This is a genomic window from Caballeronia sp. LZ028, from assembly GCF_031451415.1.
Classification (GTDB): Bacteria; Pseudomonadota; Gammaproteobacteria; order Burkholderiales; family Burkholderiaceae; genus Caballeronia; species Caballeronia zhejiangensis.
This window is the reverse complement of the sequence record NZ_JARUXN010000001.1, coordinates 289,146-314,675: the sequence shown is the minus strand read 5'-3', so window position 1 is coordinate 314,675 and position 25,530 is coordinate 289,146. Positions and strand designations below refer to the sequence as shown.

General features: G+C 60.9%; 21 protein-coding genes and 1 pseudogene. 10 read left to right on the top strand and 12 right to left on the bottom strand.

The features are described from left to right. Nucleotides 1–180 precede the first annotated feature (180 nt). A complete protein-coding gene (locus QCE58_RS01490; RefSeq protein ID WP_034470744.1) occupies nucleotides 181–1,554 on the top strand; it encodes an MFS transporter in 1,374 nt (457 codons plus the stop codon). A gap of 6 nt (nucleotides 1,555–1,560) precedes the next feature. On the opposite strand, the gene dbpA is transcribed toward QCE58_RS01490, so the two are convergent. Together dbpA and QCE58_RS01480 are read right to left on the bottom strand one after the other, a co-directional pair. Next, a complete protein-coding gene (gene dbpA / locus QCE58_RS01485) occupies nucleotides 1,561–2,943 on the bottom strand; it encodes an ATP-dependent RNA helicase DbpA (RefSeq protein WP_034470302.1) in 1,383 nt (460 codons plus the stop codon). A 5-nt stretch (nucleotides 2,944–2,948) separates the two neighbouring features. Further along, the gene (locus tag QCE58_RS01480) at nucleotides 2,949–3,143 is read right to left on the bottom strand and encodes a hypothetical protein (protein WP_250501618.1); all 195 of its coding nucleotides are present in this window, start codon (nucleotides 3,141–3,143) and stop codon (nucleotides 2,949–2,951) included. A 156-nt stretch (nucleotides 3,144–3,299) separates the two neighbouring features. On the opposite strand from QCE58_RS01480, the gene QCE58_RS01475 reads away from it, so the two are divergent. After that, nucleotides 3,300–4,160 carry a GyrI-like domain-containing protein gene (locus QCE58_RS01475; protein WP_250520922.1) on the top strand — a complete coding sequence of 287 codons (861 nt, stop codon included), beginning with the start codon at nucleotides 3,300–3,302 and terminating at the stop codon, nucleotides 4,158–4,160. Between the two features lie 68 nt (nucleotides 4,161–4,228). Here QCE58_RS01475 and gyrB read toward each other — a convergent pair whose 3' ends face one another. The 3 genes from gyrB to dnaA form a co-directional block, all read right to left on the bottom strand. Continuing rightward, entirely contained in the window at nucleotides 4,229–6,712 is a 2,484-nt protein-coding gene (gene gyrB / locus QCE58_RS01470) for a DNA topoisomerase (ATP-hydrolyzing) subunit B (protein ID WP_008352217.1), read from the bottom strand. A 135-nt stretch (nucleotides 6,713–6,847) separates the two neighbouring features. Then, a complete protein-coding gene (gene dnaN / locus QCE58_RS01465) occupies nucleotides 6,848–7,951 on the bottom strand; it encodes a DNA polymerase III subunit beta (RefSeq protein ID WP_008352220.1) in 1,104 nt (367 codons plus the stop codon). Nucleotides 7,952–8,215: 264 nt separating this feature from the next. Next, entirely contained in the window at nucleotides 8,216–9,796 is a 1,581-nt protein-coding gene (gene dnaA, locus QCE58_RS01460; RefSeq protein WP_250438781.1) for a chromosomal replication initiator protein DnaA, read from the bottom strand. 406 nt (nucleotides 9,797–10,202) lie between these two features. On the opposite strand from dnaA, the gene rpmH reads away from it, so the two are divergent. The 4 genes from rpmH (at nucleotide 10,203) to yidC (ending at nucleotide 12,923) form a co-directional block, all read left to right on the top strand. After that, the gene (gene rpmH, locus QCE58_RS01455; protein ID WP_004198824.1) at nucleotides 10,203–10,337 is read left to right on the top strand and encodes a 50S ribosomal protein L34; all 135 of its coding nucleotides are present in this window, start codon (nucleotides 10,203–10,205) and stop codon (nucleotides 10,335–10,337) included. A gap of 83 nt (nucleotides 10,338–10,420) precedes the next feature. Beyond that, a complete protein-coding gene (rnpA, locus tag QCE58_RS01450) occupies nucleotides 10,421–10,885 on the top strand; it encodes a ribonuclease P protein component (RefSeq protein ID WP_308196617.1) in 465 nt (154 codons plus the stop codon). 56 nt (nucleotides 10,886–10,941) lie between these two features. Beyond that, nucleotides 10,942–11,247, top strand: a complete 306-nt coding sequence (yidD, locus tag QCE58_RS01445) for a membrane protein insertion efficiency factor YidD (RefSeq protein WP_033536595.1) — start codon at nucleotides 10,942–10,944, stop codon at nucleotides 11,245–11,247. 8 nt (nucleotides 11,248–11,255) lie between these two features. Beyond that, nucleotides 11,256–12,923, top strand: coding sequence for a membrane protein insertase YidC (yidC, locus tag QCE58_RS01440; RefSeq protein ID WP_008352228.1), 1,668 nt, complete (start codon nucleotides 11,256–11,258; stop codon nucleotides 12,921–12,923). 69 nt (nucleotides 12,924–12,992) lie between these two features. Here yidC and QCE58_RS01435 read toward each other — a convergent pair whose 3' ends face one another. Further along, nucleotides 12,993–13,409, bottom strand: coding sequence for a transcriptional regulator (locus tag QCE58_RS01435; RefSeq protein ID WP_008352229.1), 417 nt, complete (start codon nucleotides 13,407–13,409; stop codon nucleotides 12,993–12,995). A 309-nt stretch (nucleotides 13,410–13,718) separates the two neighbouring features. Between QCE58_RS01435 and mnmE the strand changes: the two genes are divergently transcribed. Continuing rightward, nucleotides 13,719–15,107, top strand: coding sequence for a tRNA uridine-5-carboxymethylaminomethyl(34) synthesis GTPase MnmE (gene mnmE / locus QCE58_RS01430; RefSeq protein WP_008352230.1), 1,389 nt, complete (start codon nucleotides 13,719–13,721; stop codon nucleotides 15,105–15,107). Between the two features lie 12 nt (nucleotides 15,108–15,119). On the opposite strand, the gene QCE58_RS01425 is transcribed toward mnmE, so the two are convergent. Together QCE58_RS01425 and QCE58_RS01420 are read right to left on the bottom strand one after the other, a co-directional pair. Continuing rightward, nucleotides 15,120–15,590 carry an SgcJ/EcaC family oxidoreductase gene (locus QCE58_RS01425; protein ID WP_175979695.1) on the bottom strand — a complete coding sequence of 157 codons (471 nt, stop codon included), beginning with the start codon at nucleotides 15,588–15,590 and terminating at the stop codon, nucleotides 15,120–15,122. Then, nucleotides 15,587–16,213: a LysE family translocator gene (locus QCE58_RS01420; protein WP_239294320.1), complete on the bottom strand. Its 627-nt coding sequence runs from the start codon at nucleotides 16,211–16,213 to the stop codon at nucleotides 15,587–15,589. The genes QCE58_RS01425 and QCE58_RS01420 overlap by 4 nt, the downstream gene beginning before the upstream one ends. Nucleotides 16,214–16,613: 400 nt before the next feature. Here QCE58_RS01420 and sap1 point away from each other — a divergent pair, with 400 nt between their 5' ends. After that, nucleotides 16,614–16,958: a surface attachment protein Sap1 gene (gene sap1 / locus QCE58_RS01415; RefSeq protein ID WP_008352233.1), complete on the top strand. Its 345-nt coding sequence runs from the start codon at nucleotides 16,614–16,616 to the stop codon at nucleotides 16,956–16,958. A 252-nt stretch (nucleotides 16,959–17,210) separates the two neighbouring features. After that, nucleotides 17,211–17,762, top strand: coding sequence for a YaeQ family protein (locus tag QCE58_RS01410; protein ID WP_033536561.1), 552 nt, complete (start codon nucleotides 17,211–17,213; stop codon nucleotides 17,760–17,762). A gap of 3 nt (nucleotides 17,763–17,765) precedes the next feature. Here QCE58_RS01410 and QCE58_RS01405 read toward each other — a convergent pair whose 3' ends face one another. Next, a complete protein-coding gene (locus QCE58_RS01405; protein WP_239294321.1) occupies nucleotides 17,766–18,173 on the bottom strand; it encodes a VOC family protein in 408 nt (135 codons plus the stop codon). A 288-nt stretch (nucleotides 18,174–18,461) separates the two neighbouring features. On the opposite strand from QCE58_RS01405, the gene QCE58_RS01400 reads away from it, so the two are divergent. Then, entirely contained in the window at nucleotides 18,462–19,622 is a 1,161-nt protein-coding gene (locus QCE58_RS01400) for a site-specific integrase (RefSeq protein WP_250520880.1), read from the top strand. A 193-nt stretch (nucleotides 19,623–19,815) separates the two neighbouring features. On the opposite strand, the gene QCE58_RS01395 is transcribed toward QCE58_RS01400, so the two are convergent. From QCE58_RS01395 to QCE58_RS01385, 3 genes and pseudogenes are all read right to left on the bottom strand, one after another. After that, nucleotides 19,816–22,809 carry a type III restriction-modification system endonuclease gene (locus tag QCE58_RS01395; protein ID WP_250520879.1) on the bottom strand — a complete coding sequence of 998 codons (2,994 nt, stop codon included), beginning with the start codon at nucleotides 22,807–22,809 and terminating at the stop codon, nucleotides 19,816–19,818. Between the two features lie 10 nt (nucleotides 22,810–22,819). Continuing rightward, nucleotides 22,820–24,738 (bottom strand): annotated as a pseudogene (locus tag QCE58_RS01390) (site-specific DNA-methyltransferase). Between the two features lie 14 nt (nucleotides 24,739–24,752). Then, complete coding sequence (locus tag QCE58_RS01385; protein ID WP_250520877.1) at nucleotides 24,753–25,529, bottom strand: DUF4391 domain-containing protein; 777 nt, start codon at nucleotides 25,527–25,529, stop codon at nucleotides 24,753–24,755. Nucleotide 25,530 lies beyond the last annotated feature (1 nt).

The window sequence follows — 25,530 nt, the reverse complement described above, 5'->3', positions numbered from 1 at the left end:
AACCAAAGCCGTAAAAGCATAACCGCTGACATCGCTTTGAAAGCTCCCGGGCACCCATCCAGCGAAACCGCCAATCTTCCCGTATCGTTTCGGATTATTCTCCGTCCGCTTACATCCGGAATGCCCGTCGTGCTCACCGAAGAACGCCCGCAAGACCTGCCTCACGATCCCGACGCCCCGATGACCCCGCTCGAGCGCCGCGGCATGGCCGCGATCCTGCTCTCGGTCGCGCTGGCGACGCTCGACACCGCCATCGCCAATACCGCGCTGCCCGCGATCGCCGCCGATCTGCACACGACGCCCGCGGCCTCCGTCTGGATCATCAACGCCTATCAGCTCGCGATGGTCGCGACGCTGCTCCCGTTCGCCGCGCTCGGCGGCATTCTCGGGCATCGGCGCGTCTATCTCGGCGGGCTGATCGTGTTTCTGATCGCGTCGGCGGTATGCGCGTTTTCGTGGTCGCTGCCGACGCTCGTCGCCGCGCGCCTGCTGCAAGGCCTCGGCGCGAGCGCGATCATGAGCGTCAATGCGGCGCTCATCAGCGCGATTTTTCCGCCGCACCGGCTCGGACGCGGCGTCGGGCTGAATGCGCTCGTCGTCGGGATCGCGTTCGCGATCGGGCCGACGGTCGCGTCGATCGTCCTCTCGCTCGGCACCTGGCCGTGGCTCTTCGCGGTCAACTTGCCGGTCGGCGTGTTCGCGTTGATGATCGCATGGCCGTCGCTGCCGCAGACGAAGCGCGCAGCGCACGGCTTCGATCGTTTCGCGGCGCTGCTCAACGTCGTCACGTTCGCGTCGCTGATTTTCGCGCTCGGCGAAGCGGCCCAGCGCGCGCCCGCGCACACCGTGCTCGCGTCCTTCGGCGTCGCGCTCGTCGCGGGCTTCCTGCTGCTGCGACGCGAACGCGGCCATCCCGCACCGATGCTGCCCGTTGATCTCTTCCGCCGCCCGATGTTCGCCCTTTCGACGATGACCGCCATCTGCTCGTTCGCCGCGCAAGGGCTCGCGTTCGTGTCGCTGCCGTTCTTCTTCGAAAGCGTGCTCGGTCGCAGTCAGGTCGAAACAGGATTTCTGATGACGCCGTGGTCCGCGCTCGTCGCGCTCATGGCGCCGATCGCCGGACGTCTTTCCGATCGTCACGCGCCCGGTCTGCTCGGCGGCGTCGGGCTGGCGATTCTATGCGTGGGAATGGTTTCGCTCGCGATGCTGCCCGCAGAGCCGCATGCGCTGGAGATCTGCATTCGCATGGCGATTTGCGGCGCGGGCTTCGGTTTCTTTCAGTCGCCGAATCTGAAGGCGTTCATGTCGAGCGCGCCGCGCGAACGCAGCGGCGGCGCGAGCGGCATGATCGCGACGTCGCGTCTGATCGGACAGGCGACGGGCGCGGCGCTCGTCGCGTTGTGTTTCAGCATCGCCGGAAAGCATGGCCCGGCGCTCGCGTTGTCGCTGGGCGCGGCGTTCGCGGGCGCGGGAAGCATCGCGAGCGGATTGCGGCTCGTCACGCGCAAACAGTCGTCCGAACGCATCGTGGGAGACGCGTCGCGCGAGGCGTGAGCGCGATCACATCCGGCGCACTTTCACTTTGCGGCCTTTGAGCTTGCCCGCGCTCAGCTTGCGCACGGCGTCGTCCGCGACCTTTCGCTCGACGGCCACGTAGGTGACCATGTCCATCACGTTGATCTTGCCGATCTGCTTGCCGTCGAAGCCCGCTTCGCCGGTGAGCGCGCCGAGCACGTCGCCGGGGCGAATCTTGTCCTTGCGGCCGCCGAGAATTTGCAGCGTCGCCATCGGCGGCTTCAGATGACCCGGTTCCGCCGACGTCAGTTCGTCGAGCGGATGCCATTCCACTTCCGCGCGCTGCGCCTCTTCGATCGCGCCGACGCGCCCCATTTCGTCCATGCTCGCGAGCGACAGCGCCCAGCCTTCCTCATCGCCGCGACCGGTGCGGCCAATGCGATGCACATGCACTTCCGGGTCCGGCGTCACATCGACGTTGATCACCGCTTCCAGTTGCGCGATGTCGAGCCCGCGCGCGGCGACATCGGTGGCGACGAGCACCGAGCAACTGCGATTCGCGAACTGCACGAGCACCTGGTCGCGCTCGCGCTGCTCCAGTTCGCCGTGCAAGGTCAGCGCTTCGAAGCCTTGCGCGGACAGAACGTCGAGCAGATCGCGGCATTGCTGCTTCGTGTTGCAGAACGCGATCGTACTGACCGGGCGATAGTGATCGAGCAGCAAGCCGACGGCATGCAGGCGCTCGTGATCCTCGACCTGATAGAAGCGCTGCTTGATCTTCGCGTTGCTGTGCTGTTCCTTGAGCTTGATTTCGCGCGGATTGCGCAGGAACTGCTGGCTCAGTTTCGCGATGCCTTCCGGATACGTCGCCGAAAAGAGCAGCGTCTGACGATCTTTCGGGCATTGGCGCGCGACCGACGCGATATCGTCGAAGAAACCCATGTCGAGCATGCGATCCGCTTCGTCGAGGACGAGCGTGCGGACCGCATCGAGCGAAAGCGTCTCGCGCTGCAGGTGATCCATGATGCGTCCCGGCGTGCCGACGATGATATGCGCGCCGTGCTCGAGACTCGCGATCTGCGGGCGCATCGGCGTGCCGCCGCACAGCGTCAGCACTTTCACGTTCTCTTCCGCGCGCGCCAGGCGGCGGATTTCCTGCGTGACCTGATCGGCGAGTTCGCGCGTCGGACAGAGAACGAGCGCTTGCACCGCGAAGCGGGTCGCATCGAGTTTGGCGAGCAGCGGCAGCGTGAAAGCAGCGGTCTTGCCGCTGCCCGTTTTCGCCTGCGCGATGAGATCGTGGCCCGCGAGCGCCGGCGGCAGGCTCGCGGCCTGGATCGGCGTCATCGACAGATAGCCGAGCTGCTGCAGATTCGACTGCATCGCCGGCGAGAGCGGCAGGCTGCTGAAAGAGGTGTCGGTGGTCATGTCGGTTATCGCTTGCCGTGCGGCGTGATGTCCTGGACTTGCTCGTAGGTCACGTCGCCGTCCTTGGTCTCGTGGCGCGTGATGTAGTTGCGCGCGCCGCACATCGGGCAGCGGAACAGCAGGCCTTGGCCCTCGTTGTGAATATCGACGTCCGACAGCGCCCAATCGGCGCCGCAGGACTGGTTTCGGCAGGTGAACATGTTCGTATTTCTCGGTTCGTGGCGCGTTCGTGCGCTCAAAGGCGAAAGTGTACGCGTGTCTCGTGGCGGCGCGGTCGGCGCAAGTCCGCAAGAAATGCTAAAGCGGGTCGTGCTACGTTTCCTGACATCGGGTTCTCTTTCCTTTCGGAGCTGGCGATGAGCGAAAAGTCTTATGAGACGCGGCTCGCGCGCGTGGTCGCGTATATCCACGATCATCTCGACGACGCGCTCGATCTCAATCGGCTCGCCGAGGTGGCGTGTTTGTCGCCGTATCACTGGCATCGGATTTATCACGCGTTTTATGGAGAGACGGCGGCGGCGACCGTCCGACGCTTGCGGCTGCATCGCGCGTCGAACGAGCTTTTGCAGGGCGCCCTGCCGATCGATTCGATCGCCGAACACGCGGGTTACAGCAGCGTGCAGGCGTTTTCGCGGGCGTTTCAGGCCAGTTATCGGATTCCGCCGGCGCAGTTTCGCAGTGAGGGCGGCGCTTCGAGATTCGTTCCTTTGGATGAAGTTCGATCAGGAGATACGGCGATGCATCAGGTCGATATTCGTAGTCAGCGTGGATTTACGGTCGCGGCGATGGAGCATCGCGGGTCGTACATGAATATCGGGCGGGCGTTCGAGATGCTGTTTCACTGGCTTGCGGTGCGCGGGCTGGTCGATCCGCGGGCGCGCTCGCTCGGGATTTATTTCGATGATCCTTCCGCCGTCGCCGAAGACGATTTGCGCTCGATCGCTTGTTGTGAGCTCTTCTCCCCCGACGATGTGAAGTTCGAAGCGCCGGTTTCGCGGGTGGAAGTCGCGGGTGGGGAGTTTGCGGTGCTCACGCATATCGGGCCGTATGCGCAGCTTTGTTTTGCGTATCAGTGGTTGTATGGGGAATGGTTGCCGCGCTCCGGGCGTGAAACCGGAGAGGCGCCGGTTTTCGAGGTTTATGTGAATGATCCGAGGGAGACCGCGCCGGGGGATCTGGTGACGGAGATTTGGTTGTCGTTGCGGCAAAGCGCGTGATGCGCGAAAAGAAAAACCCGAGCCGCTTGCGCGGACACGGGTTTGGATGATGCAGAGACAATCAGCAATCAAACATCAATATTCCCCGCCCGCAGCGCGTTATTCTCGATAAACGCCCGACGCGGCTCGACATCATCACCCATCAGCGTCGTAAAGATGCCATCCGCCGCGATCGCGTCCTCGATCTGCACTCGCAGCAAACGCCGCACGTTCGGATCCATCGTCGTTTCCCACAGCTGCTCGGGATTCATCTCGCCCAAGCCCTTATAGCGCTGCTTCGAAACGTTGCGCTCGGCATCCGCGATCAGCCACTTCATCGCGCTCTTGAAATCCGTCACCGCCATCGAGCGCTCGCCGCGCTTGATCAACGCGCCTTCGCCGATCAAGCCCTTGAAGGTATCCGCCGTCGAAACAAGCTGCTTGTAATCCGCGGTCAGCTGCAGGTCTTCGTCGAACACCGTGACCTTCACGTTGCCATGATGACGCCGCTTGACATGCAGCGAGCGCAGCTCACGCACCTGATCGTAAGCCGGTTCGACGCTCACTTCCGGCTTCAGCGGGTCGGCACGCAGACGCTCTTCCAGACGCTTCGCCGATGCCTCCGCCGCTTCTTGCGACGACAGATCGATCACCACGCCGTCCATCACGGCCTCCAGCGAAGCCGCGTCGTAAATGCGGCTGAGACGATCGACGACGGCCTGCGCCAGCAAATAAGCACGCGCGAGCTCGCCCAACGCATCGCCGGAAATCGGATCGGCGCCTTCGCTCGGGATGAGTTCGGACCCTTGCAACGCCAGCTTCAACATATGCTGATTGAGCTCGTGCGCGTCCTTCATATAGCGCTCGTCCTTGCCCGCCTTGATCTTGTAAAGCGGCGGCTGCGCGATATAGATGTACCCGCGCTCGACGATCTCCGGCATCTGCCGATAGAAGAACGTGAGCAGCAGCGTGCGGATGTGCGCGCCGTCGACGTCCGCATCGGTCATGATGATGATGCGGTGATAGCGCAGCTTGTCGAGGTTGTAGTCGTCCTTGCCGATGCCGCAGCCGAGCGCCGTCACCAGCGTCACGATCTGCTCGGAAGACAGCAGTTTGTCGAAGCGCGCCTTCTCGACGTTCAGCACCTTGCCGCGCAGCGGCAGGATCGCCTGGAACTTGCGGTCGCGTCCCTGCTTCGCCGATCCACCCGCCGAGTCGCCCTCGACGATATAAATCTCGGACTTCGCCGGATCCTTCTCCTGACAATCCGCGAGCTTGCCCGGCAAACCGATGCCGTCGAGCACGCCCTTGCGACGCGTCATCTCACGCGCCTTGCGCGCGGCATCGCGAGCACGCGCGGCATCGACGATCTTGCCCGTGATGATCTTCGCGTCGTTCGGCGTTTCCTGCAGATAATCTTCCAGCGCCTTCGCGACGATTTCCTCGACCGGCGCGCGCACTTCCGACGACACAAGCTTGTCCTTCGTCTGCGAGCTGAACTTCGGCTCCGGCACCTTCACCGACAGCACGCACGACAAACCTTCGCGCATGTCGTCGCCGGTGGTCTCGACCTTCGCCTTCTTCGCGATGTCGTTATCGGTGATGTACTTGTTGATGACGCGCGTCATCGCCGCGCGCAGGCCCGTCAAGTGCGTGCCGCCGTCGCGCTGCGGAATGTTGTTAGTGAAGCACAGCACGCTTTCGTTGAAGCTGTCGTTCCACTGCATCGCCACTTCGACGGTCACGTTCTCGCGCTCGCCGACCGCGTGGAACACGGTCGGATGCAGCACCTGCTTCGCCTTGTTGATGTACTCGACGAAACCCTTCACGCCGCCCGCGAACGCGAAATCGTCTTCCTTGCCGGTGCGCTGATCCGTCAAGCGAATCCGCACGCCGTTGTTCAGGAACGAAAGCTCGCGCATGCGCTTGGCGAGAATGTCGTAGTGGAATTCGACATTGCCGAAGATAGTCGCGTCCGCCAGAAAGTGCACTTCGGTGCCGCGATTTTCCGTTTCGCCGACGACCGGCATCGGCGAATACTGCACGCCGTCTTCCTCGACGAGCTCGCGGTTCTGCACGACGCCGCGCGCGAACTCCATGAAGTGCTTCTTGCCGTCGCGGCGCACGGTCAAGCGCAGCCATTCCGACAGCGCGTTCACGCACGACACGCCCACGCCGTGCAGGCCGCCCGACACCTTGTAGCTGTTCTGGTCGAACTTGCCGCCCGCGTGCAACTCGGTCATCACGATTTCGGCGGCGCTACGCTTCGGATCGTGCTTGTCGTCGCGCTTCAGACCCGTGGGCACGCCGCGGCCGTTGTCGGTGACGGAAATCGAGTTGTCCGCGTGAATGACGACGTGAATGTCGTCGCAATATCCGGCGAGCGCTTCGTCGATGGAGTTGTCCAGCACTTCGAAAACGAGGTGATGCAGACCGGTGCCATCCGACGTATCGCCGATATACATTCCCGGCCGCTTGCGCACGGCCTCCAGACCCTCGAGGATCTGGATCGACGATGCGCCGTAGCTGTTGTCAGGCTTGTTGTCGGGTTGCGAATTTGTGTTTTCAGTCATGGATTTTTTCCGGTTCTGCGTCACTGCTTCGACACTGCTTCGATAACGCTGCGATTACTGCTCGAACTTTTCAAAACACCTTAAAAACGCCAAAGGGGCGCGCCGCCCCTTGGAGTGTTCTCGGTATTGCGTGCGTCAGATACGCATCGGCATCACCACATACTTGAATTCCTCGTTCTCGGGAATCGTGATGAGCGCGCTGGAATTGGCGTCGCCAAGGCTCACCTTGAGCGTGTCGACCTTCAGATTCGCGAGCACGTCGAGCAGATACGTGACGTTGAATCCGATATCGACGGAATCGCCCTGATAAGCGATTTCCAGTTCTTCCTGCGCCTCTTCCTGGTCCGCGTTCGTGGACATGATCTTGAGCTGGCCCGGCTCGACGAGGCAGCGCACGCCCTTGAACTTGTCGGACGTGAGAATCGCCGCGCGCTGCAGCGAGCGCTGCAACTCTTCGCGGCCGATCTCGAACGTGTTCTTGTGCGACTTCGGAATCACGCGCTGGAAGTCGGGGAACTTGCCCTCGACGAGCTTCGACACCAGTTCCACCTGACCGAAGCTGAACTTCACCTGCGTCGCGGCGATGTCGATCTTCAACGAGTCGTCGATGTCTTCGAGCAGGCGCTGCAACTCGAGAATCGTCTTGCGCGGAATGATGACTTCCTGACGCGGGAACGAACCTTCGATCTTCATCGACGAGAACGCGAGACGGTGGCCGTCGGTCGCGACCGCCATCAGCTGGTCGCCATCCACCACGAGCAGCATGCCGTTCAGGTAGTAGCGGATGTCCTGTTGGGCCATCGCGAAATAAACCATGCCGAGCAACTGGCGGAACGTCTTCTGCGGAACCGAAAGGCTCGCGCCGAAGTCAGTAGCCTGGTTGACCGTGGGAAATTCGTCGGCGGCGAGCGTCTGGAGCGCGAAGCGGCTCTTGCCCGAACGCACCGTGAGACGCTTGTCGGAGAGGTCGAGCACGACTTCGCCCGAAGGCATCGCGCGCAGAATGTCGAGCAGCTTGCGCGCTGCGACCGTCGTGGCGACCTGATCGCTGCCGACGCCGAAATCGGCGCGCGTCGTGATCTGGAGTTCGAGGTCGGTCGAGAGGAACGACACATCGGCGCCGTTCTTGGTGATGAGCAAATTCGCGAGGATCGGCAACGTATGGCGGCGTTCTACGATGCCGCTCACGGTTTGCAGCGGCCTTAGAAGATTATCTCGTTCGGTCTTGACCAGTTGCATAGAGTTCCTTCGTTGATGTGACGGCCTGTCCGCCGGTTTCGCCACCAGATTTGCCCGACGGACAACCTCGTAACACGCGTTGCCGGCCCCCGCCGGTCACTCGCGAAAACTGCGCTCGAATGCCGCCCAGGCCACGGACGGCTAAACCTATATTGTGCCTCAAAACGGAACCGCTCCCTAAAAATGGGGACGTTTTCGTTAAAAAACAGGCCGCCGGGCGCAATAAATGACGCGTGCGTTCCTGGCAAAGCGTCGATCGGTCGCTTAGCCCTTCAGCGTCTGTTCGAGCACGTGCAGTTCGTGGTTCAACTGCGCATCGGTGCCGCGCTCGGCCGCGATCTTGCGCACCGCGTGGAGCACGGTCGTGTGATCGCGTCCGCCGAACAGTTCGCCGATCTCGGGCAGGCTCTTCTGCGTCAGTTCCTTCGCCAGATACATCGCGATCTGGCGCGGGCGCGCAATGTTAGCCGGCCTCTTTTTCGAATACATGTCGGCGACCTTGATGTTGTAGAAATCGGCCACCGTCTTCTGGATGTTCTCCACCGAGATCTGCCGGTTCTGCACCGTCAGCAGGTCTTTGAGCGCTTCCTTGGTCAGTTCGATCGTGATGTCGCGGCCATGGAACTTCGAATACGCGAGGATCTTGCGCAGCGCGCCTTCGAGCTCGCGCACGTTCGAGCGCAGATGCTTCGCGACGAAGAACGCGACGTCCTCCGACAGGCTCACGCCTTCCGACAGCGCCTTCCTCATCAGGATCGCGACGCGCATTTCCAGTTCGGGCGGCTCGATCGCGACCGTGAGACCGGAGTCGAAGCGCGAGATCAGGCGATCGTCGATGCCGGAGATTTCCTTCGGATACGTGTCGCTCGTGATGATGACCTGCGCCTTGTTCGCGACGAGCGCCTCGAACGCGTAGAAGAACTCTTCCTGCGTGCGCGACTTGCCGGAGAAGAACTGAATATCGTCGATGAGCAGCAGATCGAGCGAGTGGTAATAGCGCTTGAAGTCGTCGAACGCCTTGCGCTGGTACGCCTTCACGACATCGGACACGTATTGTTCAGCGTGGATGTAGCGGATGCGCGCGCCCGCCTTGTCCATCAGCAACTGATTGCCGATGGCGTGAATCAGGTGCGTCTTGCCGAGACCCACGCCGCCATACAGAAAGAGCGGGTTGTACGAAATGCCGGGGTTGTCCGCGACCTGAATGGCCGCCGCGCGCGCGAGCTGGTTCGCCTTACCGGTGACGAAGTTGTCGAACGTCAGCACCGGATTCAGCTTCGAGCGCTCGTAGGCGGAATCGTTTTCACCCGCGGCCGAAGGCGCGCCGCCCGGACGCCACGTGCGTCGGCCGGCAGCGGCTTCGTTGGCGTCGAGGCTCGGCAGGTCGAGATCGGCCTGATCTTCCTGCGTGGCTTGCGCCTGCTGTGCCGCTTCTGCGGCGAGCGCGTTGATGTGCGCGGTGGCGTTCGCATGCGCAACGACCGTCGGCGACTGAGGCGCGGCCGCAGCCGGCGCCGGGGCGCGCGGCGCGACGGGCGCGCTCGCGGTCGGACGTGGCGCGGCATTCGGTCCGCCGCCGATGGCGTTGCGCGCGGTCGCTTTTGGATCGAGGACGAATTGCACGTCGATGGGCGCGCTGAAGAAGTCGCGCGCCACATCGGCGATGCGGCCCGAGAACTGGCTCTTCACCCAGTCGAGCTTGAAGCGATTGGGAGCGGCGATGCGCAAGGTGTTCGCGCCGGCATCGAAGTCGACCGGGGTCAGCGGCTTGATCCACGTGACGTACTGCTGCGGCGTGAGTTCGCGCGCAAGCAGTGCGGAACAGTGTTCCCAGAAATCGTTCATCGAATGCGGTCGTTATGGTTTGCTCCGCACCTGCGGGCCGTGCTTGCCGAACGTTCGGACAAGTCCCGGCACGGCCGAGCAGGGATGCTCCGGAGGCTTACGCCGCAAGGGTTTGCGGGCGGACGGCGGGCCGAAGCAGCGGGCGGATATTTGGGAGTAAGGCGAGATTCTAACGCCAAACGAGGGTGGCGCGCGAGTTATCCACAGGGTCAAATCAGCACGTCGGACGCGGTGGAAATGCGCCGGAATACGCGTTCGGTGGCGCTAAACTATTGACGGTCAATAGGAAAACGGTTTAAATAGCGGGTTCCGCGAAAACAGAATTCCTGAACCTCCGGCCATCGCGCTTGCAGTGACCACACTGGAGCCTTAGCCCGCGCGGTCAATCAACTCAAGTGAGAGCACCATGAAACGTACTTACCAACCTTCCGTTACCCGTCGCAAGCGCACCCACGGCTTTCGCGTTCGCATGAAGACCGCTGGCGGCCGCAAGGTCATCAACGCTCGCCGCGCGAAGGGCCGCAAGCGCCTGGCCATCTAAGTCTGCCGAGTGTTCGCTCGCGGTTGGATGTCGCACTCGACGGCGAGCCGCTCACGCGCCGCATAGAAGTCTTGAGACAGGACATCGTTCAGTTGCCGGCGCAGGCCGCGTTCCCCAAGGCCGCAAGGCTGCTGAAAACGGATGAGTTCTCATCCGTTTTTCGTTTGCGCCCCTGGCGCCGTTCGCCGCATTTCGTTCTGTACGGCAAGCCGTCCGGAAAGGAAGCGCGGCTCGGGCTGGTGATCGGCAAGAAGCAGGCGCCGCGCGCCGTCACGCGCAATCTGATCAAACGGCTTGCGCGCGATGCGTTCCGGCTGCGTCGCACGCAGTTGGACGGATTCGACATTCTCGTGCGGCTGCACGCGAAGATCGACCGCAAGGCAATGCCGAGCGCGAGCTCCCCGCCGCTTCGGGCGCTCGTCGGCAGCGAGCTGGAAACTTTGTTCGACCGTGCCGTGCGCGAAGCCGCGCGCCGCAGGGCCGAAACCGTGGCGGCGCCGCCCGAGGCGCCCGCCGTCGACGAATCATCCGGCCCGTCAGGGTCATGAAGCGCGGATTGCGCAGACTCGCCTCCACGGCAAGTCCGGCGCGCGGCGCGAAGCTTATGCAAACGGCACTCATCGCGTTGTTGCGCTTCTACAAGGTTGCTGTGAGCCCTCTGCTCGGCAACCGGTGCCGCTTTTATCCTTCCTGTTCCGACTACGCGCGCGAGGCAATCCAGTATCATGGCGCCGCGCATGGCACGTATCTCGCCGTGAAGCGGCTTTGCCGCTGCCATCCTCTTTCGGCGGGCGGCGTCGATCTCGTGCCGCCTCCCAACGCACAAGAATCTGGCGCGGACGCCGCAAGCCCCGGGCAAGACAAGCTTTCAACACCAAACGGCGCTAAAGCGCTTTCCGATCGACACTGAGACAACGCATGGATATCAAACGCACCGTCCTATGGGTCATCTTCTTCGTGTCAGTTGTCCTGCTGTTCGACAACTGGCAACGCGACCATGGGCGCCCGTCGATGTTCTTCCCGAGCGCGACGCAACCGGCGAAGACCGCCAGCAACCCGGCACCGGGCTCGGCCGCATCCGGCGCGCAGCCGTCCGAACTGCCGAACGCGCCCGCGGGCACGGCCGCTCCCGGATCGACGACGCCGCCCGCCACGGCGCAATCGCAGCTCGTCAAGTTCACGACGGACGTGTATTCCGGTGAAATCGACACGCGCGGCGGCACGCTCTCCAAGCTTTCGCTGGTCAAGGAAGGCGACGGCAAGCAGCCGGACCTTTACATCACGCTGTTCGATCACACCGCGAACCACACGTATCTCGCGCGCACGGGCCTGCTCGGCGGCGATTTCCCGAATCACAACGACATCTTCACGCCCGTTCCCGGCCAGACTTCGCTGACGGGCGACGAAAAGACGCTGAAGATCGCGTTCGAATCGCCCGCGAAGGGTGGCGTGAAGGTCATCAAGACCTACACGTTCACGCGCGGCAGCTATGTGATCAACGTCGATACGAAGATCGAGAACGTCGGCACCGCGCCGGTCACGCCGAAGCTCTACATGGAGCTCGTGCGCGACAACACGCCGGTCGAGACGCCGCGCTTCTCGCATACCTTCATCGGGCCGGCGGTCTACACGGATCAGAAGCACTTCCAGAAGATCGACTTCTCCGACATCGACAAGAACAAGGCAACGTTCGAGACCTCGTCGGATAACGGCTGGATCGCGATGGTGCAGCACTATTTCGCGTCCGCGTGGATTCCGCAGCAAGGCGTGAAGCGCGACATCTACGTGCAGAAGATCGACCCGGACCTGTACCGCGTCGGCGTGACGATGCCCGCGCAGACCATCGCGCCGGGACAGACCGTGAACGTCGATGCGCGTCTCTTCGCCGGTCCGGAAGAAGAGCGCATGCTCGAAGGCATCGCGCCGGGTCTGGAGCTGGTGAAGGATTACGGCATGGTGACGATCATCGCCAAGCCGCTCTTCTGGCTGCTCGAGAAGATTCACAGCTATGTCGGCAACTGGGGCTGGGCGATCGTGCTGCTCACGCTGCTCATCAAGGCCGTGTTCTTCCCGCTGTCGGCGGCGAGCTACAAGTCGATGGCGCGCATGAAGGAAATCACGCCGCGCATGCAGCAGATTCGCGAGCGCTTCAAGAGCGATCCGCAGAAGATGAACGCCGAACTGATGTCGCTGTACAAGACCGAGAAGGTCAATCCGTTCGGCGGCTGTCTGCCGGTCGTCGTGCAGATTCCGGTGTTCATCTCGCTGTACTGGGTGCTGCTGTCGTCGGTGGAAATGCGCGGCGCGCCGTGGATCGGCTGGATTCACGATCTGTCGCAGCAAGACCCGTATTTCATCCTGCCGGTGCTGATGGCCGTCTCGATGTTCCTGCAGACGAAGCTGAACCCCACGCCGCCGGACCCCGTTCAGGCCAAGATGATGATGTTCATGCCGATCGCGTTCTCGGTCATGTTCTTCTTCTTCCCGGCCGGTCTCGTGCTGTACTACGTGGTGAACAACGTGCTGTCGATCGCGCAGCAGTACTACATCACGCGCATGATGGGAAAGAGTAAGAAGGCGGCGTAAGCGCTGCGTCTGCTTTTGATGCGAAAACGCCCGGCTCTGGCCGGGCGTTTTGTTTTGGTGAGTGGAAATTTACCGCTTCATCGATCCGTAGAACTGCTCGACGAGCTCCTCGAGCAAGTATCGATGATGCGGCGACAGCGCTTCGATCTTCGTCGCCAGTTCGAGCGTCTCCTCGGACGCGGGATATTGCTCGTCGCGCGCAAGCGGCTTCGGCGTGACCTGCGGATTGCCGCTCGGCGGCGGCCCGTAGTGCAGCCAGTGCTGGTCGACCTTGAACCAGTCGGCGAGCGTCTTCAGCTTGTCGGCGGTCGGGATCGAACGCGCGGTGAGCCACTTGTGCGCCGTCTGCGGCGAAACGGGCTCGCCTTGATAGCGCAGGTTGAAGTGCAATGCGAGATCAGTCGCTCCGCGCATCTTTTCGGGTGCGCGGGTCATCGAGAATTTGAGCCGCTCGGAGAAATCGGCCTTTTCTTGTGGTGTAGGCATGGGCTGGATTGTGCGAGGCAATCGCTGCTTACCAGTCAACCAATTGCGCTACTTTTGGCGCGAGGCTGCGCCTCTTTATCTTGATTAAGTGTTGTTGTTGATTGCCGTTTGGCAGCGAGCTTGCATCATATCGCCAATCGCTGCGCGGCTTGCGTTCTTCAATGCACGAAGTTTCGCTTTCCGTTTCGTTGGGATCCTCTATCTCAAAAAAGATAATTCATACGGGACGCTTCCGACAGCGCTGGACAAAGGGAATCAGACGCCGCGATACAATGCCCGCACTTTGAAACCATCACATTGCGCATCGACATGCTGAGCAACGACACCGATCCAATCGTCGCAATCGCCACCGCACCGGGGCGTGGCGGGATCGGCGTCGTGCGGCTGTCGTTCGGTCGCGCAGGCGAGGCCGCCGCGCAAAAGGCGATGCACGCGTTGTGCGGCCAGGCGCTCGCGCCGCGTCATGCGAGCTACGTGCCGTTTAGCGACGGCAACGGCGAAGCGCTCGACCGCGGCATCGCGCTCTATTTCCCCGCGCCCAACTCCTACACCGGCGAGCATGTGCTGGAGTTGCAAGGACACGGCGGCCCGATCGTGCTGCAACTCGTCCTGCAACGGGCGATCGAAGCCGGCCGCGATTTCGGCCTGCGGCTCGCCGAGCCGGGTGAATTCACGCGACGCGCGTTTCTCAACGACAAGCTCGATCTGGCGCAGGCGGAGGCCGTCGCCGATCTGATCGAAGCGAGCACCGAAGCCGCCGCGCGCTCGGCCGGGCGTTCGCTGGAAGGCGCGTTCTCGCGCGAGATCCATGCGCTGGTCGAAGACGTGATTACGCTGCGCATGCTCGTCGAAGCGACGCTGGATTTTCCCGAGGAAGAGATCGACTTTCTCGAAGCCGCGGACGCGCGCGGGAAGCTCGCGCGCATCCGCGAGCGGCTCGACACGGTTCTCGCCGACGCGCGTCAGGGCGCGCTTTTGCGCGAGGGTTTGTCGGTCGTGCTCGCGGGCCAGCCGAACGTGGGCAAGTCGTCGCTGCTGAATGCGCTCGCGGGCGCGGAACTGGCGATCGTCACGCCGATTGCCGGAACGACGCGCGACAAGGTCGCGCAGACGATTCAGGTCGAAGGCATTCCGCTGCACATCATCGACACGGCGGGGCTGCGCGAGACGCAGGACGAGGTGGAGCGCATTGGCATCGAGCGCACGTGGGGCGAAATCGAGCGCGCTGATGTCGTGCTGCATCTGCTCGATGCGCGCGAAGGCGTGACGCCGGAAGATCAGGCCATCGCGGCGCGCTTTCCGGCTGGCGTGCCCGTCGTGCGAGTGATGAACAAGACAGACCTCGCGGGCGCGCCGTCATCTGTGCGCGATGCGGAAGGTCACGCGCGCGAAGTCAATCTGTCGGCGAAAACCGGCGATGGCATTTCGCTGCTGCGCGACGAGCTGCTGAAGATCGCGGGCTGGCAAGCGGGGGCGGAGAGCGTGTATCTCGCCCGCGAGCGTCATCTGATCGCGCTGCGCGAGGCGCGGGAACATCTCGCGCTCGCCGCCGGACATGCCGACCAACAGTCGCAAGTGCTCGATCTTTTCGCGGAAGAACTGCGGCTCGCGCAAGACGATCTCAACGCGATCACGGGCGAATTCACTTCCGATGACTTGCTCGGCGTGATTTTTAGCCGCTTCTGCATCGGAAAGTAGACGTCCAAATAACTACGCGCCCGCCGGTTTGCCGAGCTCGCGCAATTCCACGCTGAGCTTTTCGCTTTCTTCCGGCCGTCCGTGAAACGCGGCAGGCGTGTTCTGGAACATCTCGATCCGGTACACGCCATCGCAAAGCGACAGCACCATCGTCTGAACCGCGCTCAGACTCGGCTCGAGCGCCGTCGCGCCGCGCGGCCACATGCCCGCGACGGCACGCAGCAGCAACGTCTGCCCGTTCGCCATGCGCCTCACCTCGCGCACCTTCGCGACGAAACGCGGCGTCGGATGCTGGGCGAAAATCGGCTGAAGATGCGCCTCGATGCAGGCGCGCCCGTCGATGGCGCTGCCGTCGAAACCGACAAGACTGCCGCGCTCCGTGAAGCGCGCCGCCATCGCGGCCGCGTCCTGCCTGTTCCAGTCGTCGAGCAGGCCGAAATACACGCGCCGCGCGCTTGCGGTCCAATCGTCCGGCTGACTCATGCTGCTTTTTTCCATGCCGCGGCGAAAATGCCCGCGCCCATCAGGAGCGCGCCGCCGGTGCGGTTCACCGCGCGCTGCACGGAAGCCTTGCGGATCGCCTTGCGCGCGCCGGACGCGAGCAGCGCGTAGGCGAACGCGTTGGCGGCCGCCAGTCCGACGAAGGTTGCTTCGAGAATCGCGATCTGCGACACGCTCGCCGCGTGCGGATCGACGAATTGCGGCACGAACGCGACAAAGAAAATGATGCTCTTCGGGTTCAACGTCGTGACGGCGTATGCGTGGGCCATGATTCGGCTCGTGCGCAGTTCGCCGGTAGGCTGGACCGCGTCCGTATCGACCACCGGCGCGCGCCAAAGCTTGATGCCGAGGTACACGAGATACGCCGCGCCGATCCACTTCACGACCATGAACAATTCAGCCGATGCCGCCAGCACCACGCCGAGGCCGAGCATTGATGCGGTCATCGCGGTAAGGTCGCCGAGCGCGACGCCGATGGTCGTCGCGAATGCGTACTTGCGGCCGTGGCCGAGCGCGTAGGACACGACGAGCAGCACTGTCGGGCCGGGAATGGCGACGAGGATCGCCGACGCGATCGCGAACGGCAGCCATTGGGCAAGGGTCATGCTTGATCTCCAGAGTTCGATGCGTCGATTTATCCATGAACGCCGAACGCTTGCAATAGGCCGATTGGCCATCTTGACGCGCGCAGAGCGCATCGGTCGTTATGTGTTGGATCAGTCTCACGGGCGTCTAATGCAACGCACCACGCGCGCGCGGGAGGCAAATTGTCGCAGTCCTTCCGGCATAAGAGCGAGCTTTCATTTCTTTTCGCGCTTCGTTTTCGCGATTTTTAACTGGATTTCAATCGCCGCTTCACTTGAAAAGCGCCTGCGACATTCTGACGTGTTGCGGTCGCACATAACATATGCTTGCAAGTTTGCCTCCGTCAACTAGCATGAGTTTTGCGGTCAGCCGCTTTTAAATACATAGCTAATTTCGAAACGGTTTCGTTTGGGGGTATACATGAAAAGACGCGTCGGTATTCTCTTCGCGATGATGGGTTTGTTTGCAACCGTTTCCGCAGCGCAAGCCCAGGACGGCGTTATTCAGCCTCAGCAGACGTTCACTTTCAGGCCAAACTCGTATGGCTGCTTATCCAAGGACAAGTTCGATTCGGCCGATCAACACGCGAAAGCCGGCGAGCATCAGAAGATGCAGCAGTTCTTCGAGGGTTTCGAATGCATTTCGACTCCGGTCGATTCGCATTTTCGCGTGATTCGCGTGGTGGGCCATGACATCGAATTCGTCAACGCCTCAAATAGCGACACGCAAGGTATGTGGACCGCGGATCGTTTCATCGATCAATAAGCGGTTCCTCGCAGAATATCCAGCCGACGATCCGGCGCGATTATTGAATTGCGCCGGAAGCGGGATTTATCCGTGAATTAATCGTCGGCAACAGGCCATCGATCCATTCCGCCGCGATCGAAGCACGATCGTGCGCGTCGGCGTCTTCCAAATTTCCTTCGATTCCCCGCACAATGTCGGTTTGGCGCGCAAACGCTCGCGCCATCTCGACAATTCTTTTCCGCTGGCCGAAAGACCGGCGTCCGATGCTGAATGGCTCTCAAATCCACGATCTACAAGGCAGACCTGCAAATTGCCGACATGGATCGCCACTACTACGGCGATCATTCCCTGACCATTGCGCGCCATCCCTCGGAGACGGACGAACGGATGATGGTGCGCGTCGCCGCGTTCGGCATGTTCGCCGACGAGCGTCTCGAATTCTGCAAAGGCTTGTCCGACACGGATGAGCCCGATCTGTGGCAAAAGGATCTCACCGGGCAGATCCAGACGTGGATCGAGGTCGGCCAGCCGGACGAACGGCGCATCTCGAAGGCGAGTGGCCGCTCGGAGCGCGTGATCGTGATCGCGTATGCGGGAAAGACCGCGGATATCTGGTGGAACGGCGTGAAGGGCAAGGTCGAACGGTTGCAGAACGTGACGGTCTGGTCGCTCGCGGATGGCATCGCAGAAGCGCTCGGCAAGCTGGCCGAACGGACGATGCGTTTGCAGATGATGGTGCAGGACGGCGACGTCACGCTAGGCAGTGAGACTGCCGACGCCGTCGCGATCCGCTGGAACGTTCTGAAGGACGGCGCGGCCTGAACATCAGACGTCGGGCCGACCTTTGAACTCGATCATGTTGCCTTCCGGATCGAAGAAATAGAGCGACGGGCCGAAGCCTTCGGCGCCGTATCGTCGCGCCTCTTCACCGATGCGCGCGCCATGCTTTTCGAGATGCGCGCGTAACGTGTCGGCATCGAACGGTTCGACGCGCACGCACAGATGATCCATATTGCGACCCGCGCCGGGCTGACCGCTCTCCGGCCGATCGATTTTCGCGCCGACGGCCAGCAGATCGATCAGCGAACGGCCCGCGCGCATCTGCACGAGGCCGATATCGCGCTGCTCCTTCTCGACCGGACAACCTAATACGACGCGATAGAAGTCCACCATGCGGTCGAGATCGGCGCAGCGGATGACGACGTGGTCGATTTCGCGGATTTCGAAGTGCATGCGGGCCTCGCATGTTTTGTATGGCGATCAGTTTAGCCGGTTGGGGAAGTGCAGATGGGTGCAGAAATGGGAAAGGGCCTGGGGTTTGCGACAGGCCCTTGGATTCGTGGTGAGGAGGAGGATCGAACTCCCGACCTTCGCATTGCGAATGCTAATTTCCTAGATATTCGCCATCAACAAAGCCGCTGTTTCTTCAGAGTTATCTCGGGGGAATCCAAATTTCTGCCAATTCCCGGGAAAAAAATGGGAAAATAAAGCCGACCCACCACTTCCAGCAAGTCTCTTGTGATGACCTCAGTGCAGACGAAAAACAGAACCCGAAATAACACCTATGATCGTGGCACATCGTTTCAAGTCAAGATCAAGCGCCGGGGCGTTCTCGTCGATAAGTCATTTCCCTATGACCCCACCTCCCGCCAGAGCAAGAGCAAAGCGCGCTCGGACGCGGTGAAATTCGCGCACGAGCAGCGCGAGAGTCTTATTACTCATGGCGCAGTAAAGGAGCACACATCGAAAACCGACACACTGCGGCCATTTTTTGAAAAGTACAGGAACGAGGTGACGCCAGGCAAGAAAGGACGGGTTGCTGAAACGAGTCGGCTCAATCAACTGCTTGCGGACGGCGGCGGCCTGTCAAAGTCTGCCGAGTGGCTCGATACACCGATCGAGACGCTGAAACCCTGGCACTTTTCTGCTTGGCGCGACCGCGTCAAGGAAGAAAAAGCTTACGAGAGCAGCACGGTAAATTCGTTTCTGTCAGTCATATCGGCTGCAATCGAATGGGCGCGCAAGCAACCGGGCAAGTCGTGGATTGAGAATTGCGCGCGTGGACACGCGCTCCCGGTCCGTGACGCACGCGACCGCACAGCGCAGGATAGCGACGTAGAGCGGATAATCGCACGTGCCGGCAGTGCAATGACGCGCTTGGCGGTGCGCTTACTGCTCGAATCAGCTGCGCGACGCAGTGAGATTGCAAGTCTGCGTTGGCAAAACGTGGTTCTTGACCCGGCAGACGATGGCTGGCCTCATATGACCTTCGTTGACACAAAGAACGGGGAAGCCCGCACGATTCCGCTCTCCCCTGAGTCGGTCACGCTTCTGTCAGCGATACCAGCAGCGGAGCGGACAGGGTTCGTCCTGAAGGGCACAGGCGGAAATCCGGGGGAGGAACGCCACATTCGGCCGGACTCGATTACGCAAGCTTGGATTCGTGGCCGAGACAGACTCGCGGAGGAAGATCCAGCTGTCCTGGGCTTGCGCCTACACGATCTCAGGCACACGGCGACGACGCGCCTCGCAAAGCGGGTAGACGCCCTACGCCTGGCGAAACTCACAGGGCACAAAGACATGCGGATGCTGCAGCGCTACTACAATCCGACCGCTTCGGATCTGGCAGAGCACCTAGGTTGGAAGCCGGTCGCGAAACGGACCACCCCCTCGAAGTCCTGACCCGTTAGCATGTTGAATAACGGGTATTAAGTGTGGCATTGTGAAGTCCGATGACTCCCCTTCGATTATCAGTACATCAGAAAAACCCAGCTTTGGCGCGGCATAACGGCATAACGGGAAACAAGCCACAATGCAATGCGATGCAATTTGCCCGTACCGCAGCTGGGCTGATGCCTAGAGAAAGAAGACTAGGTCACTCCATCGTCTTAAGCACATCACCAAACGACGTGGCCACGAGATAGCGGGCAGGGTTTTCGCCAGCTCCCAGCGCCGCAAAGTGCGCTTTGCCGCACTCGATCTTGGCGTCCTCCTTGCTGCGCAGATCATCGGTGAACAAACTGCTCTTGGTCTCCACGACGAAATACATGCGTTGCGTGCCTTCCAGGTCAAACAGGATGGCCCAATCCGGATTGTATGGCCCCAGCGGCGTCGGCACCTGGAACCAACTTGGCAGCTTTGCGTACAGCACCACGCCATCGTTCGTTTCCAGCGCCTCCGCGAAGTTGCGTTCGGTGTCTGAGTCGTAGATGACGTGGTCATAGATGGACCGTTTCGTGTCCAACAGCATGTTGCGCAGATAGCCCGTCAGCTCGTCGTTGGCGAACAGCTCCTGGGCGTAGAAATGGTCGTCGCCAATCTTTTGGTACTTGATACCGTCTACTAGCGCCAGACGCTTGCAGCGGTTGATGATCTCCGCCGTCAGCTCAATGAACTGCTGCGGGTTGCGCTTGAAGTCGTCCAGGCGGCCGCTGCCGGTCAGGATGGTAATGATGCTCCGGCGCGTCAGTTGGGTGCGGTCCTGCAGGTCGGTCAGCAGGTCCGGTAACTCGATATCTGTCTCGTCCAGCACGACGGTGGCTGCACCCTCCTTCTCGGTGGCCTCCACGCCGGCCTTGCCAATTGCAATTTCGGCCTTTCGCCACTGCAGTCTCGCCCTAGCAATGGCTGGGGCCTTCTTCAGACCAGCGATGCATGCATCCAACAGCTTGGCGTTGTCAAACTGGACGCGGTAGGTCGTCTGGTGCTTGATTCGATCCCACAGCGCCTTAAACTCTTCGGACAGATAGACCGCCTTGCCATCCTTGCCTTTACGTAATGGCACATCCCTGCGCTCGTCAGCGTTCTTGACTTCGAGCCGGCCTGACACCTTGCGCAGCACTTCTGCAATCTGATCGCGCTGGGCCTCAAAGGCCTCAGGCAGCGCCAAGGTTCCGTTCTTCAGGGCGAGTTTCAGCGAATTCTGTACCTTGCCCTTTGCGTCGACGTGCCCAGCCGCTTTCAGGTGCTCCCACAGCGCCTTGGACTGGTCCACGCCCAGCGGCGTCAGCGTGCCATCAGCCGCCTTGACGGTGATGGCAGCAAACTGGTGCTGCTCCAGCACGCCGAAGCGGATGCCCGTATCGGCCTCTATTTCCTTCTGCAGGTTCTCGGCGAATTGCTCGTATGACTCGGTGGCGATGACCGTCAGGCGGTTCACCTCGAAGCCGCGCACGCGCTCGCCGCTCTGGTCCACGCAGAGCCGCAGCCCCCGGCCAATGGTCTGCCGGCGCTCGCGCTCGGAGCCCATTTCCCGCAGGGTGCAAATCTGGAACACGTTGGGGTTATCCCAGCCCTCCTTCAGCGCTGAGTGCGAGAAGATAAATCTCAGCGGCGTATCGAAGGCAAGCAGCTTCTCCTTGTCCTTCATGATCAGGTTGTAGGCCCGCTCGGCATTCTCACGGTTTCCGGCGTTGTTCTCGGCCGTATCTGACCAGCCTCCCTTTTTGTCGATGGAGAAGTAACCGTCATGCACCTCTTCTGCGGCATGCGCCAAATCAACTTCGGCAAACAGACTCTGATAGGCCGGTAGCTTGGCCGCGCGCCGGTACTCCTCCTCAAAGACGCGAGCGTAATCGCCCTTCGCTGCGTTGCCCTCGGCATCGTACTGGCGGTAACGCTCCACGGCGTCGATGAAGAACAGGGACAAGACCTTGATGCCCTTCGGGCGGAGAACCTTCTCCTTCTCCAGGTGTTCGCGGATGGTGCGGCGAATCATCTCGCGCTGCACTGCAAGCGCATCGACATCGCCATAGGTCTGGCCAATGGCCAAAAAGGTTTCGCCACCGGGGTAGCGCAGCTCCAAGAACTCTCCGCCCTTGGCCGCGTTTATTTCCCCCACGCGGAAATCGGCATAGATATCACGCTTGGTGGTTTGCTGCAGATCGTCCCCATCGCTAACCATCATCTCTTGTCGTTTCACGCCGGTGGCGGCATTCACATCCAGCTCAACCTTCGCGCTGACGCTGCCGCGCTTGTTGCTGACCGACACCAGCCGCACGAAGGCCTTGTTGTGGGCGTCCTCAATAGTGGCCGCCGCCACCTCGATCTGCTTGACTAGCTTGCGTTCATAGGCATCAAGCGCATCGAGCCGGAACACCATGTGGTGCTTGTCGGCGTGCGTGGCCGAGTAGCGCAGCGTGCACAGCGGGTGCATGGCGTCCAACGCGGTCTTGCCCGCGCCGGTCAGGCCGCCGTCCACGCTCTGTGGCTCGTCCACGATGACTATTGGCCGGGTCGCCTTGATCAAGTCGATGGGCTTCTCGCCGCCTGTCTTCTCGCTGTCTTTGTAGAGGTTGTTCACGTCCTTCTTGTTGATGGCGCCGACCGTCACCACCATCACCTGGATGTTAGAGCTGGTGGCGAAGTTGCGCACCTGTCCCAGCTTGCTCGAGTCGTACAGGAAGAAGTCTACTGGCACGCCAGCATAGATTCCCTTGAAGTGGTCTTCGGTAATCTGCAGCGACTTGTAGACGCCTTCCTTGATCGCCACGGAGGGAACGACGATGACGAACTTGGTGAAGCCGTAGCGCTTATTCAACTCGAAGATCGTGCGCAGGTAGACGTAGGTCTTGCCCGTGCCGGTCTCCATCTCCACAGTGAAGTCGCCAGACGCCAACACGCTGGACGGCGCTAATCCGCCGCGAAGTTGCACATCGCGTAGATTCTGAAGAAGTTGGTCGTCCAGCAGTGTCAGCCGGTTGCCGACACCAAGGTCGGTCTCCGCCACACCCAGGGACAGTTGCTGGTCCGGCAACTTCATCGTCACCGTGAACTCGGTACGGCAAACCTCCTGTCCCCTGAACAGGTCGCAGACGGCCTCGATGGCCTGGAGCTGGTAGTCAAGGTTAGGCTCGAAGTGAAGTTTCATCGACCGAGCCTCACAGACTGCGCACGTTACGAATGCCGTTCTGCTCCAAGATCGCGGCCATATTGGTTTTAGCCACGTCGTCGGCGAAGGCACTGTCGCGAAACACGCAGGTGGTATCGCCGGCAGTCGAAAGTTCCTTATGCCAAGCAATCAAGCCTAGTGCGAGGTTCTCTACGCCCTCTCGTTCAATTGCGGTGCTCAAGCAGGCCATCAACACGCCACCGCCTACCGAATTCACCTTGTAGCCAGCGATTGCGCGTTGCTCAATGGGCACGCACAGATCCAGTCCGAGCTTGAGGAGCAGCTCATAGAGAATATCCGACTCTGAGCGCCCCTCGACCAGGTGATCCTGATGGTCAAGCAATGTTTCTGCAAGGTTATCAGGGCTGGGATTCCACGCACAGATATTGGAATGGTCAAGTTTCAAAGCACGAAAACCAGCATCCCCTGCAAACAAGGGATTCTCAGAGCTAACCTTGACAGCTGCGCGGCGCAGACGCTCCTTCGTCAGCTCCGCAATGTTCCTGGGCTTGTCGAGTGAATCGCACAATGACGCCGCGTCTTTTTGATCCTTGTTTTCGATGTCAAGCGGCTCTGGAAGTTGAACAAGCAAATAGCGAAGCTTGCTCCCCGCAGAGACGTTATGCCGAAGGACGGCTTCACCAGTGGTACCGGATCCCGCGAAAAAGTCTAGCACTAGATCCTCTCCGACCGCCCCCGAGAGCGAGATAAAGTGGCGAATTAAAGCTGTTGGCTTGGGCGTATCGAACGGAACGCGGCCATCAAAGAGAGCCTTCAATTCGCTCGCGGCATCGCGCGTTGTACCGACTTCCTTTCCAAAGAGGACAGTCTCCGGCGTCCTCCCTTCAAGCGAGTTGAGATAAATTTTTCTTATGATTCTTGTCTCATCGGGGGAGAAGATAATCTCGCCCGTCTTCATCTTTTGGGCGACCGTTTCTTTGCTCCAACGCCAGCCGTTCTCCGGTGGCTCGATAAATTTACCCGACGGCGTTTCGATCCTGTAAATCAGGTTCGGACGGTAAAGTGCATTCCGGACGTCTCCCGTGCGCCATGGGCCATTCGGATCATTGTCAGGGTTCGAGTAGTTCTTATTGTGCTCATCAGTACGCTCCAGATTCGCCAACTCGAAATCCTCGCTCTTTTGGTAGCAAAGAACGTAGTTGTGATGCACGGAGAATGTTCCCGAGTAGCCCTTGGGCTGAAGACTGTGTTGCCAGATTAGGATGCCGAGCAGATTCTCCTCGCCGAAGACGTCGTCGCATATCGCCTTTAGATTGGCAACCTCATGATCATCGATAGTGATAAAAATGACTCCATCCGCTCTTAGGAGGCTCCGGGATAGTTTGATTCGCGGATACATCATGTTCAGCCAATCAGTGTGGAACCGTCCGCTCGCTTCTGTATGCTGCTGACCTTCTGGCCGCCTTCAACTTGCCCAGTCAACTCCAAATAGTTCTTGATATTGTCTTGAAAATTGTCTGGGTACACGAAGTCCTTCCCCGTGTTGTAAGGCGGGTCGATGTAAATCAGCTTCACTTTCCCCGCGTAACTCTTCTGCAGCAGCTTGAGCACTTCGAGGTTATCGCCCTCGATTATGAGGTTCTTAGTGGTGTCCCAATCGACACTTTCTGCCGTGCAGGGGCGCAGCGTGCCGGTGCTGGGCGTCAACGCAAGTTGACGCGCTCGGCGCTTACCGTGCCAGTTCAGGCCGTACTTCTCTTCGGCATCGGTGGCGGTCTGGTCGCCCACTAGCGTCTTGAGCACGTCCACGTTCACGGCCACGCCGTTGGTGCCTTCGATAATTAACTCGGGAAACAAGGCCTTGAGCTGTTCGATGTTGCCTGCCACCAAGTCCGCAGACTTGGCCTCCGGACTGGTCGCTTCTAGCTTTTGCAATTTTTTGTCCATCACTTCTGAGATCTTTAAAGTTGTTCGCGCGCCGATGCCAGCTCGGCGCTGATGCGCTTGAGCGCGAGGTTCAGGTCCACCAGCTTGGCCATCTGCTTTTCCTTGGCTGCCAGCGCACGCAGGCGGGCGCTTTCCAACTCCAACCGTTGGCAGTTGCGCAGGGCTTCGCGGTGTGCAGCGGCTTGGGCCGGAGTATCGGTCGCCGTGAAAGTGCCTGTGTATTGCGCGACCTGCCAGGCGGTCAGACAGTCTATCCAGCCCTGGTACAGGGCCAGCAGACTGGCCTGGGGCTGGCGAGCTAAAGCCAGAGCCTGAGCGAAGGGGTGTCCAACTGTCAGATCAAGCGCCAAGTCTGCCGTGACTGGCTCGCCGTCTAGCACCACCTTGCCGGCCTCGTTGTGTGCCCAGCGTTTGTGCGCCAAGGAGATGAACACGCCCTGCGGCGCGGCCAGCAGTAGCAGCACGGGGTAAGGCACGGCGCGGTGCACCAGCTCGGCTAGCCGGGTCGTGTTTGGTGTCTTCTTCGCCGCACCGCCACTGTCGCTCTGCGCCGCAAGGCGGGCAACGATGCTCAACACCGCCACCTCTAGGTATTCGCGCTCGTTGTCGCGATATTCGGCCACGCCCACTGTGTAAGGTTTCAAGGCCGCTATCCATTGGACCTCTTCAACCGTGTCGTTGATGAGGCGCTTGTCCGCGCTGGTCGGTGCGCCGTTCTCAACCAGCATCTTCTTCGGGACGCGCTGATCCACGCGGCAACTGACCGGCAAGGCCAGCGACGAAATCAGCATG